Source organism: Sphaerisporangium sp. NPDC049457 (genome assembly GCF_055586705.1).
The window spans coordinates 49,838-64,450 of the sequence record NZ_JBVJHR010000017.1; the positions used below are offsets into that span (position 1 = coordinate 49,838).

Genomic DNA, 14,613 nt, shown 5'->3' on the forward strand with positions numbered 1-14,613 from the left:
CGCCCGCGGGGAACCCCAGGGACTTCTAAGGGAGATCCCTGAGGGCCGCGTGGGCCGCCTCGCGCATCGCCGCGTGGACGCGCGCGTTCTCGGCGCGGTCGGTGCGCACCTCCACGATGCGCGGCCCTTCGCCCCTGATCGCCTTGGGCAGGTCGCCGATGGAGGACAGCAGGGTGTGCGGGGTGCCGGTGGCGGCGGCCAGATAGGACAGGTTCACCCCGTGCGGGGTGCCGAAGACCCGCTCGAAGGAGTCGGGCAGCGCCGCCTGCGGCAGCAGCGAGAAGATGCCGCCGCCGTCGTTGTTGACGACCACGAGGCACAGGTCGGGCCGCGGCTCGCGGGGCCCGATCACCAGGCCGTTCTGGTCGTGCAGCAGGGTCAGGTCGCCGATCAGGGCGTAGGAGGGCCCGTTGTGGGCGAGTGCGGCGCCCATCGCGGTGGACACCAGCCCGTCGATGCCGGAGGCGCCGCGGTTGGCCAGCAGGCGCAGGCCGCGTCTGGGCCGCATGGCCTGGTCCAGATCCCTGATCGGCATGGAGGAGCCGCAGAACAGCAGGGCGTTGTTGGGCAGCGCCTCGGCCAGGTCTCTGGCGAGGCGCGGCTCGCTCGTCTCGGCCTCGTCCAGGACGGCGTCGACGGCCGGGCGGACCGCCGCCTCGGCGGCCCGCCAGGACCGCAGCCAGGCGTCGTCGCCGGCCGCGCCGGGGATCTCGACCGACTCGGCGACCTGGGTGGCCGAGCGGGTCGGGTCGGGCCAGCGGGACAGGTCGGGGGCGACGACGATGTGCTCCTCGGCCTGCTTGAGCCATGCCAGCAGGGGACGGGACAGGCTGGGGCGGCCGAGCGTGACCACCACGTCGGGACGGTGCGCGTCGGCGAACCCTGGGTCGCCGAGCAGGAAGTGGTAGGCCGAGATGGCGTGGTCGCCGTACCTGCCGCCGCCGGTGGGCTCCGACAGCACCGGCCATCCGGCCATCCCGGCGGCGGCGACGTACCTGCGCACGTTGGCAGCGCCGTCGCCGACCACCAGCACGCCGCGGCGGGTGGGCGTGACATGCAGCCCCGCCGAGGGCGGCGCGACGCGGGCCCGCACCCACGGGCCGTTCGCGCCGCTCTCCAGCGGCTCGCACCAGGTGGTGTCCCCGTCGGGGATGAGCGGCTCGCGGAAGGCCACGTTGAGGTGGACCGGGCCGGGGTCGCCAGGCCCGAGGGAGCGCTGGTAGGCGCGGCAGGCCAGCGAGCGCCAGTAGGCGACCTGGCCCGGCCGTTCCTCGGGCACGCCGATCTCGCCGAACCAGCGTACCGACGACCCGTACAGCTTGAGCTGGTCGATCGTCTGGCTGGCGCCGGTGCCGCGCAGCTCGGGCGGCCGGTCGGCGGTCAGCACGAGCAGCGGCACGCCCGACTCGTGCGCCTCGATCACCGCCGGGTGGAAGTTGGCGGCGGCGGTGCCGGAGGTGCACACCAGCGCGACCGGCCGCTCGGACCTGCGGGCCAGGCCGAGGGCCAGGAACGACGCCGACCGCTCGTCGATGCGCACATGCAGGCGCAGGCGCGGTTCGGCGTGCACGGCGAGGGCCAGCGGCGCCGAGCGCGAGCCCGGGGCCAGCACCACGTCGGTCATGCCGCAGCGCACCAGCTCGTCGACCAGGACGCCGGACAGCGCGGTGGCGGGGTTCACCTGCCCTCCTCGAACGGGGCCTGCCTGGCGGGCCGCCCGGCGGGGCGGCCACGCGGGGAAAGGGGGAAGGCCCTCATCTAGGGGCGGCGCGGGAAGCGGGAGAAGTCGGGGCGGCGCTTCTCCTTGAAGGCGTCGCGGCCCTCCTGCGCCTCTTCGCTCATGTAGTACAGCAGGGTGGCGTCACCGGCGAACTGCTGCATGCCGGCCGCGCCGTCGCTGACGGCGTTGATGGCGCCCTTGAGCATGCGCAGGGCCAGCGGCGACTTGTCCAGCATCTCGCGGCACCACTGGACGGTCTCCTCCTCCAGCCGCTCGAGCGGGACGACCGTGTTGACCAGGCCCATGTCGAGGGCCTCCTGGGCGTTGTAGAACCGGCACAGGTACCAGATCTCGCGGGCCTTCTTCAGCCCGACGGTCTCGGCGAGCAGCCACGCGCCGTAGCCGCCGTCGAAGGAGCCGACCTTGGGGCCGGTCTGCCCGAACACGGCGTTCTCGGCCGCGATGGTGAGATCGCAGACGACGTGCAGCACGTGACCGCCGCCCACGGCGTACCCGGCGACCATGGCGATGACCGGCTTGGGCAGGCGGCGGATCTGGATCTGCAGGTCGAGGACGTTCAGCCGGCCGATGCCGTCGGGGCCGATGTAGCCGTCGTCGCCGCGGATCTTCTGGTCGCCGCCGGAGCAGAAGGCCTCGGTGCCGGCGCCGGTGAAGATGATGACGCCGACGTCGCCGTCGTCGCGCGCGGCGTTGAAGGCGTGCTGCAGTTCGAAGAGCGTGGTCGGGCGGAAGGCGTTGCGCCGCTCAGGCCGGTTGATCGTGATCTTCGCGATGCCTTCGGCGGTCTCGTAGATGATGTCCTCGTAGTCACCCGACCGCTTCCAGTCGACAGTGCTCACGGTCACGCTATCTCCTCACTCACCTGCGCGTCGCCCCCGCAAGGCCACGGCCGGGGCCCCTCTCATCGGGACTAACCTTACGACCGTGACTGAGCGTCCTGTGCACGCGGTGGTTCTACCTCCCGGTCCTGACCTGTTCGGCATGGTTCGCGCGGCGCTGCTGGACGACGGTCCCGCTGTGCTGCCCCTGGCCCCCGACCTTCCGGCGCCGGCCCTCCGGGAGGCGCTCGAAGCGCTGCGCCCGACCCATGTGGTGACCGCCGAGGGCGTGCGGGCGCGCCCGGACGGGGTGCCGGCGGCCGGGGACACCGCGGCGATCATCGCGACGAGCGGGTCGACGGGCGTCCCCAAGGGGGTGGAGCTGTCCGCCGCCGCCCTGACCGCCTCGGCCACGGCCTCGCTGGACCGGCTCGGCGCGCGGCCGGGCGAGCGCTGGCTGTGCTGCCTGCCCGTCTCGCACGTGTCGGGGCTGCTGGTGCTGGTCCGCTCGCTGCTGGCCGGCGCCGAACCGCTGATCCACGAGCGGTTCTCCCCCGAGGCGGTCGCCGGCGGCGGCGCCGACCACGTCTCGCTGGTCCCCACCCAGCTCAGGCGCATGATCGACATCGGCGCCGATCTGTCGCGGTTCCGCACCATCCTGCTGGGCGGCGCCGCCGCGCCGCCGGACCTGCTGCGGCGGGCGCGCGGCTCGGGCGCGCGCGTGGTGACCACCTACGGCATGAGCGAGACGTGCGGCGGCTGCGTCTACGACGGCGTCCCGCTGGACGGGGTGCGCGTCGCGGCAGGCGCCGACGGGCGGGTGCGCCTGTCCGGGCCGGTGCTGTTCTCCGGCTACCGCCTGCGCCCCGACCTGACCGGCGCCGCCCTGCGGGACGGCTGGTACCTCACCTCCGACCTCGGCGCGCTGGAGGAGGGCCGGCTGCGCGTGCTCGGCCGCGCCGACGACGTGATCAACACCGGGGGGCGCAAGGTGGTGGCCGGGGTCGTGGCCGGCATCCTGTCCGGCCATCCGGGCGTCCGCGACGCCGTCGTCGTGGGGCGGCCGCATCCCGAGTGGGGCGAGGAGGTCGTCGCGGTGGTGGTGGCCGCCGACCCGGGCGCTCCCCCGGTCCTGGGCGAGCTGCGCGCCCTGGTGAAGGAGCGCCTGCCCGGGTACGCGGCGCCGCGCGCGCTGGCGTTGCGGGAACGGCTGCCACTGCTGCCGAACGGCAAGCACGATCTTGTAGCGATACGTGAGGATATTTCTGGTTTTGTTGGCGTACGTGATGTTCGTTGACCACAATGTCGCGTCAAGAGGGAACCGGAAGTCCCATCCAGCGCGTCATATCGTCAGCAGTGGATCTAGGAAGGACGCCTTGATGAACCCAACCCGCAAGATGTGGATCTCCGCCGGTCTGGTGGGAGCGGTCCTCGTCGGGGGTATATCCGTGGCTGCCGCGGCCGCCACCGGACGGGTCGAGTCCGATAAGGCCGGCCGGCAGAGCGAGAGCTCCGCCACCTACGCCCCGGGCGAGGCGCCGGGCCGGATCCCTGGACCCGACGTTCCCGCGAACGCCGAGCCCACGAGCGCGCCGTCGATGTTCGTCGACGAGCAGATGAACCGCGACCCCAAGAAGGTCGCGGAGTACTGGACCGAGAAGCGCATGGAAGAGGCCGAGCCGCTCCCGATCCCGGTGATCACCGGGGAGAAGAAGCCGAAGTAGGCCGCGAGCCCTTCGCCGGAGGCGGGCCGCCGTATGGCGCCCGCCTCCTTGCGTGCGCGGGCCGCGCCCCGAAGCCGCGCGCCGGCGGCCGGGGCCTTCGTCCCGGGCGGCTCGTCCGGGGGCGGCTCGTCCGGGGGCGCGCGGGCCGCGTGAAACGCGGGTCATCCCGTGTGGGACGGCCGTTCGCGGGCAGGGGAGATCCGGAACGCCGACGAGCCGACGAACGGAGGAACCGTGCAGCCCCGACACGCCGCGGCCGGCCGGGTCACCGGCAGGGTCACCGGCGGCGACCTGCGCGCTCGTCACGAAGCTCGTCCCGGCGACCATGCGTGCGACGGGAACAAACCGCGCCGCCTGACGTTATTGATACTGGTGCGCCGAACCGCTGACGCCGCGCCATCCCATGACCGAAATGACGACTCCGTGACGGAGGAGGTGTGCTCATGCCCCGAACTGCCGCGGCGACCTCGCCCTCGCGCGAGGCGACCACGACGACGCTCGCTCAGGTCCTCGACCGAGGGCGAGCGCAAGGTCACCTTTCCCTCGCGGAGCTCCGCGAGGCGTTCTCGTCAGCGCAGATCAGCCCGGCCAAGGGTCGCTCGATCTTGCGCGAGCTCACCGAGGCCGGCGTGAGCCTGGCCGCGGAGAACGAGCCCACCCCTGGCGGCCCGGCGCGAAAGACCCGTAAGAGCAGCGCAGTGAAGACTACCGCGAAGAGCGCAATGACACGCACCACGAGCACGACCGCGGATCCGGCGGTCACCGCCGAGACCTCCGAGGGCACCATCGCCACCCGCCGTCGCCACACCACCCGCCGCACCACCCGCAAGACCGCCGAGGCGGTGGCCTCCCCTGCGGTGGCCGCGCCCCAGCCCGCCGCGCCGCCGGCGGGCCAGGAGGACATCGCCGAGCCCGAGGACGCCTGGACCGAGCCGGACGAGAACGAGCTGCAGAACGAGCCGCTCGACCTCGACGACCAGTCCTCGGTCATGGGCGACTCGGTGCACACCTACCTCAAGTCGATCGGCCGGCGCACCCTGCTGACCGCGGCCGAGGAGGTCGAGCTGGCCAAGCGCATCGAGGCCGGCCTGTACGCCGAGCACAAGCTCGAGACCGACCCCTCGCTCACCGGAGCCCGGCGCGAGGACCTCGAGTGGGTCGCCGAGGACGGCAGGCGGGCCAAGGACCACATGCTGGAGGCCAACCTCCGGCTGGTGGTCTCGGTGGCCAAGAAGTACACCGACCGCGGCATGGCCCTGCTCGACGTGGTCCAGGAGGGCAACCTCGGCCTGATCCGCGCGGTGGAGAAGTTCGACTACTCCAAGGGCTACAAGTTCTCCACCTACGCCATGTGGTGGATCCGGCAGGCGATCCAGCGGGGCTTCGCCGACTCGGCCCGCACGATCCGGCTTCCGGTGCACGTGCTCGAGATGCTGTCCAAGCTGTCGCGCATCGAGCGCGACATGCACCAGCGGCTCGGCCGCGAGCCCACCCCCGAGGAGCTGGCGGTGGAGCTCGACAAGACCCCCGACCAGATCGAGGAGCTGCTGCGCACCAGCCGCCAGCCGATCAGCCTCAACGCCACCATCGGCGAGGACGGCGAGACGACGATCGGCGACCTCATCGAGGACGTCGACGCCCCCGAGGCCTCCGAGGTCGTCGACCGGCAGCTGCTCGGCGCCGAGCTGCGTGGCGTGCTCGGCAACCTCACCCCGCGCGAGGCGAAGATCATGGCGCTGCGCTTCGGCCTGATCGACGGCAAGCCGCACACGCTCGACGAGATCGGCAAGCACCTGGGTCTCACCCGCGAGCGCATCCGCCAGCTGGAGAAGGAGTCGCTGTCCAAGCTCCGTCACCCCAGCAACACGCGCCCGCTGCTCGACTGGGCGAGCTGACCACAGGTTCGCGCACGGCCTCCGCCCACCCGGGCGGAGGCCGTTCTCATGCGGCCGTTCCCAGGCCGCACGTCACGCCGCCGCCGCCACGCCGCCGTCGTGCCGGATACCGGGCTCGGCGGCGGGCGGCGGCTCTGTCTAGCGCGCGGCGGCGGAGGGGCGCGGCACGCGGGCGATGCCGGTCAGCCGGTGCTCCTCGCGCAGGGTGCGCAGCCGGTCGACCTCGCCGGTCCACTTGGCGCCCTCCGGCGTGGCGACGCCCTTGCGCCGGCGGATGCGGTCGTCGTACGCCTTGACGCCCAGGGTCGCCCGCTGGGCGGCCTCGGCGGCGCGCAGGGCGTCGCTCAGCGCGCGGTCGTAGGCCAGCCCGGCCGCCCGCAGCTCAAGGACGCCGGCCCCCTCGGCCTGGAGGCGGCGCAGCTCGCGCTCGGCCGCACGCGCCTGGTCGAGCAGCTTGGGGAAGCTCTTTCCGACCTCCTGGTCGGCGTGGTGCCTGACCTCCGCCTCACGGCTCACGCTCGGACGGAAAAACGCCATCGCCTGCCCTTTCTCACCACATCGCCGGTGTTCCGGCGTTCGTCGCTCGCCATAGCGTACGCCGCCCGCGGCACCGCCTCGCCCCCCGGTGTCCCCTGGAAGGGCGAGCGACACGGCGCGGCGCCCTTTACAAAGTAAGTCGCGGTCGGGATCATGCCTGGTATGCCAGCCAAGCGACCTCCGATCCCCCTGTCCCGCGAGCGCATCATCGAGGCCGCCCTGCACATCGCCGACGGCCAGGGGCTTCGCCGGCTCACCATGCGCCGCCTCGGCGACGCCCTGCAGGTGGAGGCGATGGCGATCTACCACCACCTCCCCCGCGGCAAGGAGGCGCTCATGGACGCGCTCGCCGAGCACGTCACCACCGTCGCCGTCGAGCCGGGCGGCGGCGGCTGGCAGGACGTCGCCCGCACCTGGGCCCGCGCGGGACGCGCCGCGCTGCTGGAGCACCCGGGCGTGCTGGCCCTCGCCCTGACCAAGCCCCCGCAGGGCACCGCGCTGATGGCGATCAGGGAGCAGGCCGAGCAGTTGGCCGCCTCCGGCTTCGGCGACCTCGCCGCCGCCGCCCAGGCCGTGCGGACGCTGCGCGCGTACGTCATGGGCAGCGTGGCCGTGGAGATCCAGCGCTCGGGCTGGGCAGCCCCGGCGGGCGGCGACGAGGACGGCGAGGCCCCGGCGGGGTCGCGGGCGCCGGGGCCGGCGGGCGGCGGCGCCGAGCCCGCAGAGGAGGCCCTCGCCGCCTTCGAGCGCGGCCTTGCGGCCCTGTTGAGAGGCCTCTCGCGCCCGTAACCGTTCGTTTATCGGTTCGGCGGCGAGTCGTGCTTGGACCGTTATCTTCCGTGGGGCAGGCTTGTGTGGCAGGTCACACCATGGAACCAGCCCTGCGGGGCCCCCGCGGACCCCCTAATAGAAGGATCCAAACCGTCCCAATGGGCTATGTCGTACGCGTGTGACCCGCAGCACACTTACTCTGTAGATGTGCGGTAACGCACACGCCAACCACAGAGCGCTCGTCCCCGTGCGGCGGGGAATGGGGGAATCGGCGCGGGGCAGCGGTGCCTGGCGATGACGCCCTCGCGAGCCCCAGACCGAGAGAGAAAACCGGAGGCACGCCAATGTGCCCGCATGAGCCGTCCTGTCCGAGCACCAACGCGCCGGACCGCGAAGCCGCCCGCACGATCGCGGCGCACCCCGAGCAGGGGTGGAGCCTGTTGTGCAACGGCATCGTGCTATTCGAGGACACCGGGGAGCTCCTGCCCAACGGCGCGATCATCGCACCGCACCGTCCCACCGACCTGGCCATCAGCGCGGCCTGAGCGTCACGAGAACCGAGGGCCTAGCCAGTCCGCGACGACCTCGCCCACCCGGGCGGGGTCTCTGTTGAGGTCATGTCCCTCACCCGCGAGCACCACCAGGCGTGCAGCGTCCGCCTGATCGGGGATTCCGAAGCGGTCACGGTCACCGCTGACCACCAGCACGTCCACGCCCGCCGCGCGCAGCTCCTCCACCCGCGAGCGTTCGGGCCGGCCCGGCGGGTGCAAGGGGAACGCCAGCGCCACCACCGCCGCCGCACCGACGGCGCGGGCCGTCCGGCAGGCCACCCTGGCCCCGTTGCTGCGGCCGCCCTGCACCAGGGCCAGGCCGGGGAACCGCCGTCCGAGCGAGGCCGCCAGCGCCGTCCACGCCTCGTCCTGCCTGGCGGGCGACCCGGGCGCCCGGCCGCCCGCGACCCTGAACGGCTGCAGCACCCGCGCGACGGTGCCGCCGATCGCCACCACCGCGTCCCGCACCGACAGCAGGTCGGGCGAGTCCACCCCGCCCGCCGACCCGTGGGTGAGGATGAACAGGAACCTCGGCGCGGGCGCCTCGTCGACCTCCACGATCGCCGCCCCCCGCGGCGTCATGATCTGCATGGCCGACACGGTACTCCGGTAGTAGGCCTTTACTTCTCACGGGGGATGTCACGGGCCGCGCGCCTGTGCCAGATTAGGGAGGTGCCTGACAAATCACTCCCCCGCGACGAGCTCCGCGCCACCGTCGAGGCCCGCCGGGACCTCGGTCCCGACTACGAGCAGGCGCTGATCGAATCGTTCCTCGAGAAGATCGACGCCTCGATCGACTCCCGGGTGCGAGCCGAGGTGGCCGCGCAGAACGGATACCAGCAGCCGGCCCAGCCGTACGCGGCGCCGCATCCCGGCCCGGGCAGGCATCCCAAGCAGGTCGACAGCACGATCCCGATCGCGCTCGGCTCGCTCGGCATCGGCATCCCGCTCACCGCCATCGCCGCCGGGGAGGCCGGGCCGGCGGGGCTGTTCCTCGCCTGGACCGGCATCATCCTGGTCAACGTCGCCGCCGCGTTCGGCCGCCGGCGCCGCTGACCGGCCGCCGCGGCCCCCACCGGGCGGCGTACGGGACTCGCGGGGCGCGATGGCCGGCTCGGGCCGCCGGCGCTCGGTCAACGCGACTCGGGCGGCAGGTATTCGAAGGTCGGCCCGGCCGTCGCGCCGTCCTCGTCGGGCATTCCCATCAGGGCCTGGGCCTGGGCCTTGAGCGCGTACATGGCGCGCGTGGCGTCCGCGAGCAGTTCGGGGCGGCCGTTGAACGCGTGTTGCAGCAGGTGCAGCAGGTCGCGGTAGGCGTGGTTGAACTCCTCCTGGGCCGTGCGGATCGCGCTGCCCGCGGCGTGGTCGGCCATCCGCGGGTTGCGCCGCATCGGCCGGACGCCGGCCGGATCCACCGAGATCGTCTCGCCGGTGGGCCCCGACCGCGGGGTGTCGCCCCGCCGGTAGCGCCGGCCGGCCTTGAGCTCCTGGAAGCGGTAGTAGTGCCCGACCTCTTCCCGGTCAGGGTGGAAGACGTCCTGATCACCGTCCCAGACCTCGCCGTGGGAGGCGCCCTCGCCCTGCTCGACGATCTCTTCCAGCGCCGCCAGCGCGGACTCCAGACCGTCGACCGCGATCAGCCGCCCCGCGGTGTGCCTGAAGTGGGTCGCGCTCACCTGGCGGGCCGGATCGCCGCTGAAGACCGCCCGCTCGCCGAGCCGGTCGCACAGGTGGCGCAGTCCTTGTTCGATCGCGGCGTAGAACTGCCCGATCGTCTCGTAGTCGTCACCCTCGGCCGGACCGCCGGGCGGCGCCGGCCGTTCGAGACGCAGGAACATCTCCATCGCCCCGGCGCCGAAGGGAAGCAGCGACAACTCCAGGGACCGGTCGCCGTGCGGCAGCCGCCGGGGGTGCGGCGGCAGCATCTCCGGGATGTCCAGCCGCGGCCGGCCGCCAACGGCGTTGAGCAGGTTGGCGGCCAGCACGAGGTGCAGCATCTCCTCGACGAAGACGCCGCCCACCACTTCGACGGCCTCCGGATTGCGCTCCGGGTCGAGCGAGTACAGCGCGCACAGGTACGGCGGCAAGGTCGCGTGTTCCAGCTCGATCGCCCACTGCAGGTGCTCGCGGAGGCCATCGAGGGTGTCGATCCGCGCCGACGAGGCGGCGGCGGGCTTCTGCTGTCGTGAATGTTCCATTGGTGTCATACCTCGGTCTGTCGGAAGGGGACGGATCGCGCCGCCCCGAAGGAGCGCCAGGTGCCCGTCGGCGGTGTCACGCGACGTGGTCGCCGGGCCCGGCCCGGGACGGTTCCGCCTCGACGTCCGCGGGCATCGGGCGACGACCGCCGAAAGCCCTGGTCAGGCGCCGGATCTCGCGGGCGTGCCTCGCTGAGCACCGCGCTTCGTCCCGCACGGCGGACACCTGCTCGCTTTCGATCGCCAGCTAAGACAGGACAGACGTACGGCGTGTGACAGACCTGCGAGGGATTTTGCGACTGATCGGGGTGGCGGCCCGCCGGTCCGCTAGCGCGCCTCCATGGCGTCGCGGACGGCGGCCACGGCCTCCTCCTGCGACACGCCCAGTTCGCCGGCCGCCCGGGCGAAGCGCTCGGCGGCCTCGCGCAGGCGCAGGCAGCTCGGCGCCCGCCGTCTCGACGGCCATGGCCGGCGGCAGGGCCGCCGGCACCGGGGGTCCGCGGCCTGGCGTAGGAGACCGTGAAAACGTTGACGCCACGTCAACGTCGATCGCCGCGGGCCGCCCGGACGGCCGTCCGGCGTCAATGCCCGGGCGGCGGTTCCTCGTCGCGGTTCAGGCGAAGGCGCACCTGCGCGGCCACGGTCTCGTCGGGGTGGCCGAGCCCGTAGGCCCACACCGTCTCGGCGTCGGCGTCGCGCCCGCGCAGGGGCAGCGTGCGGGCCAGCAGCTCGACGGCGAGGGCGACCCCGTCGGCGTCGCCCTCGCCCTCGGCGGCCGCGGCGAACTCCCCGCACGCCATGTCCAGATGCGCCATGCCGAGCAGCACGCGAAGCCGCCCGGCGTCGGGCACCTCGGGGACTTCCAGGGCGTCGATGAGCACGTCGGCCGCCTCCCCCGGCTCCCCCTCGTCCAGCAGCGCCTCGGCCAGCAGCTGCGCGGCCTCCGAACAGGCCCGCGGGTCTCGGGTGGCGAGCGCGGCGCGCAGGGACGCCTCGGCCTCGCGGCCGTCGCCCTGCTGTTCGGCGATGCGGGCCAGCGCCAGGTGGGCGGCGGGCAGGTAGGCGGGGGTGCCCACCCCGATCACCGCCTGCCAGGCGGCGCGGGCCTGGTCGGCCATGCCGTCCTTCTCGAACCCGCGCGCCAGGTGGCAGGCCGCCTGGGCGGCGTACTCGGGGTGGCCGGTGGCCAGGGCCGTGCGGGCGGCCGCCCTGGCCCCGGTGACGTCGCCGCCGCGTTCCAGCACCAGGGCCAGGCCGACGGCCGCCTGGGCGCGGTCGGTCTCGCGCTCGTCGGCCGCCAGCTCGGCGAAGATCTCGGCGGCCGCCTCCAGCTCGCCGCTCTCGGCGAGCCGTCGCGCGTCGTCGATCGACCGCCCGGACCGGACCTCGTGCGCCGCCATCGGGACCTCTTCTCCGTCAGGAATCCCCGGGCCTCGCGACGCGGGCGCGCCGTCGCGCGCGACATATTATGCCGATCCAGACGGGCCGCCGAGGACGGTCGCCTAGTCTTCGTATGCCTCCAGCGGGGGGCAGGCGCATACCAGGTTGCGGTCGCCGTAGGCCTGGTCGATGCGGCGGACCGGCGACCAGTACTTGTTCTCGCGCAGCGACGGCAGCGGGTAGGCCGCCTCGGCGCGGGTGTAGGGGTGCTTCCAGTCGTCGGCCAGCAGGCAGTCGGCGGTGTGCGGGGCGCCCCGCAGCGGGTTGTCCGCCCGGTCGTACCGGCCGGAGGCGACCTTGGCGATCTCCTCGCGGATGGCGACCATGGCGTCGACGAACCGGTCCAGCTCGGCCAGGTCCTCGCTCTCGGTCGGCTCGATCATGAGCGTGCCCGCCACCGGGAACGACATGGTGGGCGCGTGGAAGCCGTAGTCGATGAGCCGCTTGGCGACGTCGTCCACGGTGACCCCGGTCTCCTTGGTGATCTGGCGCAGGTCGATGATGCACTCGTGGGCGACCAGGCCCTCGCGGCCGGTGTAGAGCACGGGGTAGTGCGGGGCGAGGCGCCGGGCGAGGTAGTTCGCCGACAGGATCGCCTGCTCGGTGGCCGCCTTGAGCCCTTCTGCGCCCATCATGCGGACGTAGGCCCACGAGATCGGCAGGATGCCCGCCGACCCGTACGGCGCGGCCGAGACCGGGCCCACGGGCCCGCCCTCGAACGGGTGGCCGGGCAGGTAGGGGGCCAGGTGGGAGCGTACGGCCACCGGGCCGACGCCCGGGCCGCCGCCACCGTGCGGGATGCAGAAGGTCTTGTGCAGGTTGAGGTGGGAGACGTCGGCGCCGAAGGACCCGGGCTTGGCCAGGCCGACCAGCGCGTTGAGGTTGGCGCCGTCGACGTACACCTGCCCGCCGGCCTGGTGCACCAGGCCGCAGATCTCGGTGATGGTCTCCTCGTACACCCCGTGCGTGGAGGGGTAGGTCACCATGATGGCCGCGAGCCGCTCACGGTGCTTCTCGATCTTGGCGGTGAGGTCGGGGACGTCCACGTTGCCGTTGTCGTCGCAGGCCACGACGACCACGCGCATGCCCGCCATGACGGCGCTGGCGGCGTTGGTGCCGTGCGCGGAGGACGGGATGAGGCAGACGTCGCGCTCGTGCTCGCCGTTGGCCTTGTGGTAGGCCCGGATGGCGAGCAGGCCCGCGAACTCGCCCTGCGAGCCGGCGTTGGGCTGCAGCGAGACCGCGTCGTAGCCGGTGACCTCGGCCAGCCAGCGCTCGAGGTCGCCGATGAGCCGCAGGTAGCCCTCGACCTGGTCGGCGGGGGCGTAGGGGTGGACGCCGGCGAACTCGGGCCAGGTGATCGGCTCCATCTCGGTGGTGGCGTTCAGCTTCATCGTGCACGAGCCGAGGGGGATCATCGACCGGTCGAGGGCGATGTCCTTGTCCTGCAGCCGGCGCAGGTAGCGCAGCATCGCGGTCTCGGAGCGGTGGGCCTGGAACACCGGGTGCGTGAGGTAGCCGGTGGTGCGCAGCAGCGCGGCCGGCAGGGCGTCGGCGGTGGAGGTGTCGACGTCGTCCAGCACGACGCCGGTCACGCCGAACGCCTCCCACACCGCCGTCAGGTGCGCGCCGGTGGTCTTCTCGTCGCAGCTCACGCCCACGTGGTCGGGGCCGGCCTGGCGCAGGTTGATCCCGCGCTCCAGCGCCGCGGCGACGACCTCGGCGGCGCGGCCGGGGACGCGGGCCAGGACGGTGTCGAAGAACTCGTCGTGGACGATCTCGACGCCGCCCTCGCGCAGCCCGGCGGCGAGAACGGTGGCGTGCCGGTGGGTGCGCTGGGCGATGCGCCGCAGCCCGTCGGGGCCGTGGTAGACGGCGTACATGCCGGCGATGACGGCCAGCAGGACCTGGGCGGTGCAGATGTTGCTGGTGGCCTTCTCGCGGCGGATGTGCTGCTCGCGGGTCTGCAGGGCCAGGCGGTGGGCCGGGTGGCCGTCGGCGTCCTGGGACACCCCGACCAGACGGCCGGGCATCTGCCGCTGCAGGCCTTCGCGGACGGACATGTAGGCGGCGTGCGGGCCGCCGAAGCCGAAGGGGACGCCGAAGCGCTGGGAGGAGCCGACGGCGATGTCGGCGCCCAGGGTGCCGGGGGCCTCGATCAGCGTCAGCGCGAGCAGGTCGGCGGCGGCGACCACCAGCGCGCCGCGCGCGTGCGCCTGCTCGGCCACCGCGCGGAAGTCGGTGATCCTGCCCGCGGCGCCGGGGTACTGGACCAGCACGCCGAACAGCTCCCCGTCCGGCAGGCCGGCGGCCAGGTCGGCCTCCACGACCTCGATGCCGAGCGGCTCGGCGCGGGTGGCGAGCACGGCCTTGGTCTGCGGCAGGGCGTCGGCGTCCACGACGAACACCGGGCTCTTGGCACGACCCGCGCGGCGGGCCAGCGTCAAGGCCTCGGCCGCGGCGGTGGCCTCGTCCAGCAGCGAGGCGCCGGCGACGTCCAGCCCGGTCAGATCGGACACGACGGTCTGGAAGTTGAGCAGGGCCTCAAGACGTCCCTGGGAGATCTCGGGCTGGTAGGGGGTGTAGGCGGTGTACCAGCCGGGGTTCTCCAGCAGGTTGCGCCGGATGACCGCCGGGGTGATCGTGTCGTGGTAGCCGAGGCCGATCATCGAGGTGGGCACCTTGTTGCGCGCGGCCAGGGCGCGCAGCTCGGCGAGGGCCTCCTCCTCGCTCGCCGCCTCGGGCAGGTCGAGCGGCTCGCCGGAGCGGATCGCGGCGGGAACGGCCACGGCGATCAGGTCGGCCACCGAGGCGTAGCCCACGGCCTCCAGCATGCGGGCCTGGTCGAGGTCCGACGGGCCGATGTGCCGGGTGGCGAAGGGCGGTGCGGAGAGGTCGCGAAGCGGTGACCGATCGGTCATGGGGCCCTCCTACAAGG

Annotated in this window: 13 protein-coding genes; 6 read left to right on the top strand and 7 right to left on the bottom strand. The window is 73.4% G+C overall.

The annotated features are described in order from the left end of the window. Positions 1-25 precede the first annotated feature (25 nt). Together menD and menB are read right to left on the bottom strand one after the other, a co-directional pair. Positions 26-1,681 (bottom strand): 2-succinyl-5-enolpyruvyl-6-hydroxy-3-cyclohexene-1-carboxylic-acid synthase, encoded by a 1,656-nt coding sequence (menD, locus tag ACZ6QO_RS25695; protein ID WP_465854158.1) that lies wholly within the window; start codon positions 1,679-1,681, stop codon positions 26-28. A 77-nt stretch (positions 1,682-1,758) separates the two neighbouring features. After that, positions 1,759-2,580, bottom strand: a complete 822-nt coding sequence (menB, locus tag ACZ6QO_RS25700; protein ID WP_465854308.1) for a 1,4-dihydroxy-2-naphthoyl-CoA synthase — start codon at positions 2,578-2,580, stop codon at positions 1,759-1,761. Positions 2,581-2,722: 142 nt separating this feature from the next. Between menB and ACZ6QO_RS25705 the strand changes: the two genes are divergently transcribed. From ACZ6QO_RS25705 to ACZ6QO_RS25715, 3 genes are all read left to right on the top strand, one after another. Then, positions 2,723-3,856, top strand: coding sequence for an AMP-binding protein (locus tag ACZ6QO_RS25705; protein WP_465854309.1), 1,134 nt, complete (start codon positions 2,723-2,725; stop codon positions 3,854-3,856). 82 nt (positions 3,857-3,938) lie between these two features. Then, positions 3,939-4,283, top strand: coding sequence for a hypothetical protein (locus ACZ6QO_RS25710; RefSeq protein ID WP_465854159.1), 345 nt, complete (start codon positions 3,939-3,941; stop codon positions 4,281-4,283). A gap of 443 nt (positions 4,284-4,726) precedes the next feature. Then, positions 4,727-6,178 (top strand): RNA polymerase sigma factor, encoded by a 1,452-nt coding sequence (locus tag ACZ6QO_RS25715; protein ID WP_465854160.1) that lies wholly within the window; start codon positions 4,727-4,729, stop codon positions 6,176-6,178. 138 nt (positions 6,179-6,316) lie between these two features. On the opposite strand, the gene ACZ6QO_RS25720 is transcribed toward ACZ6QO_RS25715, so the two are convergent. Continuing rightward, positions 6,317-6,694: a hypothetical protein gene (locus ACZ6QO_RS25720; RefSeq protein ID WP_465854161.1), complete on the bottom strand. Its 378-nt coding sequence runs from the start codon at positions 6,692-6,694 to the stop codon at positions 6,317-6,319. Positions 6,695-6,877: 183 nt separating this feature from the next. Here ACZ6QO_RS25720 and ACZ6QO_RS25725 point away from each other — a divergent pair, with 183 nt between their 5' ends. Together ACZ6QO_RS25725 and ACZ6QO_RS25730 are read left to right on the top strand one after the other, a co-directional pair. Next, on the top strand, positions 6,878-7,504 hold the full coding sequence (locus ACZ6QO_RS25725; protein WP_465854162.1) for a TetR/AcrR family transcriptional regulator C-terminal domain-containing protein: 627 nt from the start codon (positions 6,878-6,880) through the stop codon (positions 7,502-7,504). Between the two features lie 326 nt (positions 7,505-7,830). Continuing rightward, positions 7,831-8,031: a DUF5999 family protein gene (locus ACZ6QO_RS25730; RefSeq protein ID WP_465854163.1), complete on the top strand. Its 201-nt coding sequence runs from the start codon at positions 7,831-7,833 to the stop codon at positions 8,029-8,031. Between the two features lie 3 nt (positions 8,032-8,034). Here the strand turns inward: ACZ6QO_RS25730 and ACZ6QO_RS25735 are convergent, their stop codons facing one another. Continuing rightward, positions 8,035-8,628 carry an alpha/beta hydrolase family protein gene (locus ACZ6QO_RS25735; protein WP_465854164.1) on the bottom strand — a complete coding sequence of 198 codons (594 nt, stop codon included), beginning with the start codon at positions 8,626-8,628 and terminating at the stop codon, positions 8,035-8,037. Between the two features lie 81 nt (positions 8,629-8,709). Here ACZ6QO_RS25735 and ACZ6QO_RS25740 point away from each other — a divergent pair, with 81 nt between their 5' ends. Next, positions 8,710-9,093: a hypothetical protein gene (locus tag ACZ6QO_RS25740; RefSeq protein ID WP_465854165.1), complete on the top strand. Its 384-nt coding sequence runs from the start codon at positions 8,710-8,712 to the stop codon at positions 9,091-9,093. A gap of 77 nt (positions 9,094-9,170) precedes the next feature. Here ACZ6QO_RS25740 and ACZ6QO_RS25745 read toward each other — a convergent pair whose 3' ends face one another. The 3 genes from ACZ6QO_RS25745 to gcvP all read right to left on the bottom strand — a co-directional run bounded on the left by ACZ6QO_RS25745 (position 9,171) and on the right by gcvP (position 14,596). Continuing rightward, the gene (locus tag ACZ6QO_RS25745) at positions 9,171-10,235 is read right to left on the bottom strand and encodes a ferritin-like domain-containing protein (RefSeq protein ID WP_465854166.1); all 1,065 of its coding nucleotides are present in this window, start codon (positions 10,233-10,235) and stop codon (positions 9,171-9,173) included. A gap of 581 nt (positions 10,236-10,816) precedes the next feature. Further along, positions 10,817-11,635: a tetratricopeptide repeat protein gene (locus ACZ6QO_RS25750; protein WP_465854167.1), complete on the bottom strand. Its 819-nt coding sequence runs from the start codon at positions 11,633-11,635 to the stop codon at positions 10,817-10,819. A 102-nt stretch (positions 11,636-11,737) separates the two neighbouring features. Next, complete coding sequence (gcvP, locus tag ACZ6QO_RS25755; RefSeq protein ID WP_465854168.1) at positions 11,738-14,596, bottom strand: aminomethyl-transferring glycine dehydrogenase; 2,859 nt, start codon at positions 14,594-14,596, stop codon at positions 11,738-11,740. Positions 14,597-14,613: the final 17 nt, after the last annotated feature.

Coding starts and splice junctions, on each gene's coding strand:
- ACZ6QO_RS25735 (WP_465854164.1), bottom strand. CDS start 8,628: ATGCAGATCATGACGCCGCGGGGGGCGGCGATCGTGGAGGTCGACGAG.
- ACZ6QO_RS25725 (WP_465854162.1), top strand. CDS start 6,878: ATGCCAGCCAAGCGACCTCCGATCCCCCTGTCCCGCGAGCGCATCATC.
- ACZ6QO_RS25715 (WP_465854160.1), top strand. CDS start 4,727: ATGCCCCGAACTGCCGCGGCGACCTCGCCCTCGCGCGAGGCGACCACG.
- ACZ6QO_RS25745 (WP_465854166.1), bottom strand. CDS start 10,235: ATGGAACATTCACGACAGCAGAAGCCCGCCGCCGCCTCGTCGGCGCGG.
- gcvP (WP_465854168.1), bottom strand. CDS start 14,596: ATGACCGATCGGTCACCGCTTCGCGACCTCTCCGCACCGCCCTTCGCC.
- ACZ6QO_RS25750 (WP_465854167.1), bottom strand. CDS start 11,635: ATGGCGGCGCACGAGGTCCGGTCCGGGCGGTCGATCGACGACGCGCGA.
- ACZ6QO_RS25710 (WP_465854159.1), top strand. CDS start 3,939: ATGAACCCAACCCGCAAGATGTGGATCTCCGCCGGTCTGGTGGGAGCG.
- ACZ6QO_RS25705 (WP_465854309.1), top strand. CDS start 2,723: ATGGTTCGCGCGGCGCTGCTGGACGACGGTCCCGCTGTGCTGCCCCTG.
- ACZ6QO_RS25730 (WP_465854163.1), top strand. CDS start 7,831: ATGTGCCCGCATGAGCCGTCCTGTCCGAGCACCAACGCGCCGGACCGC.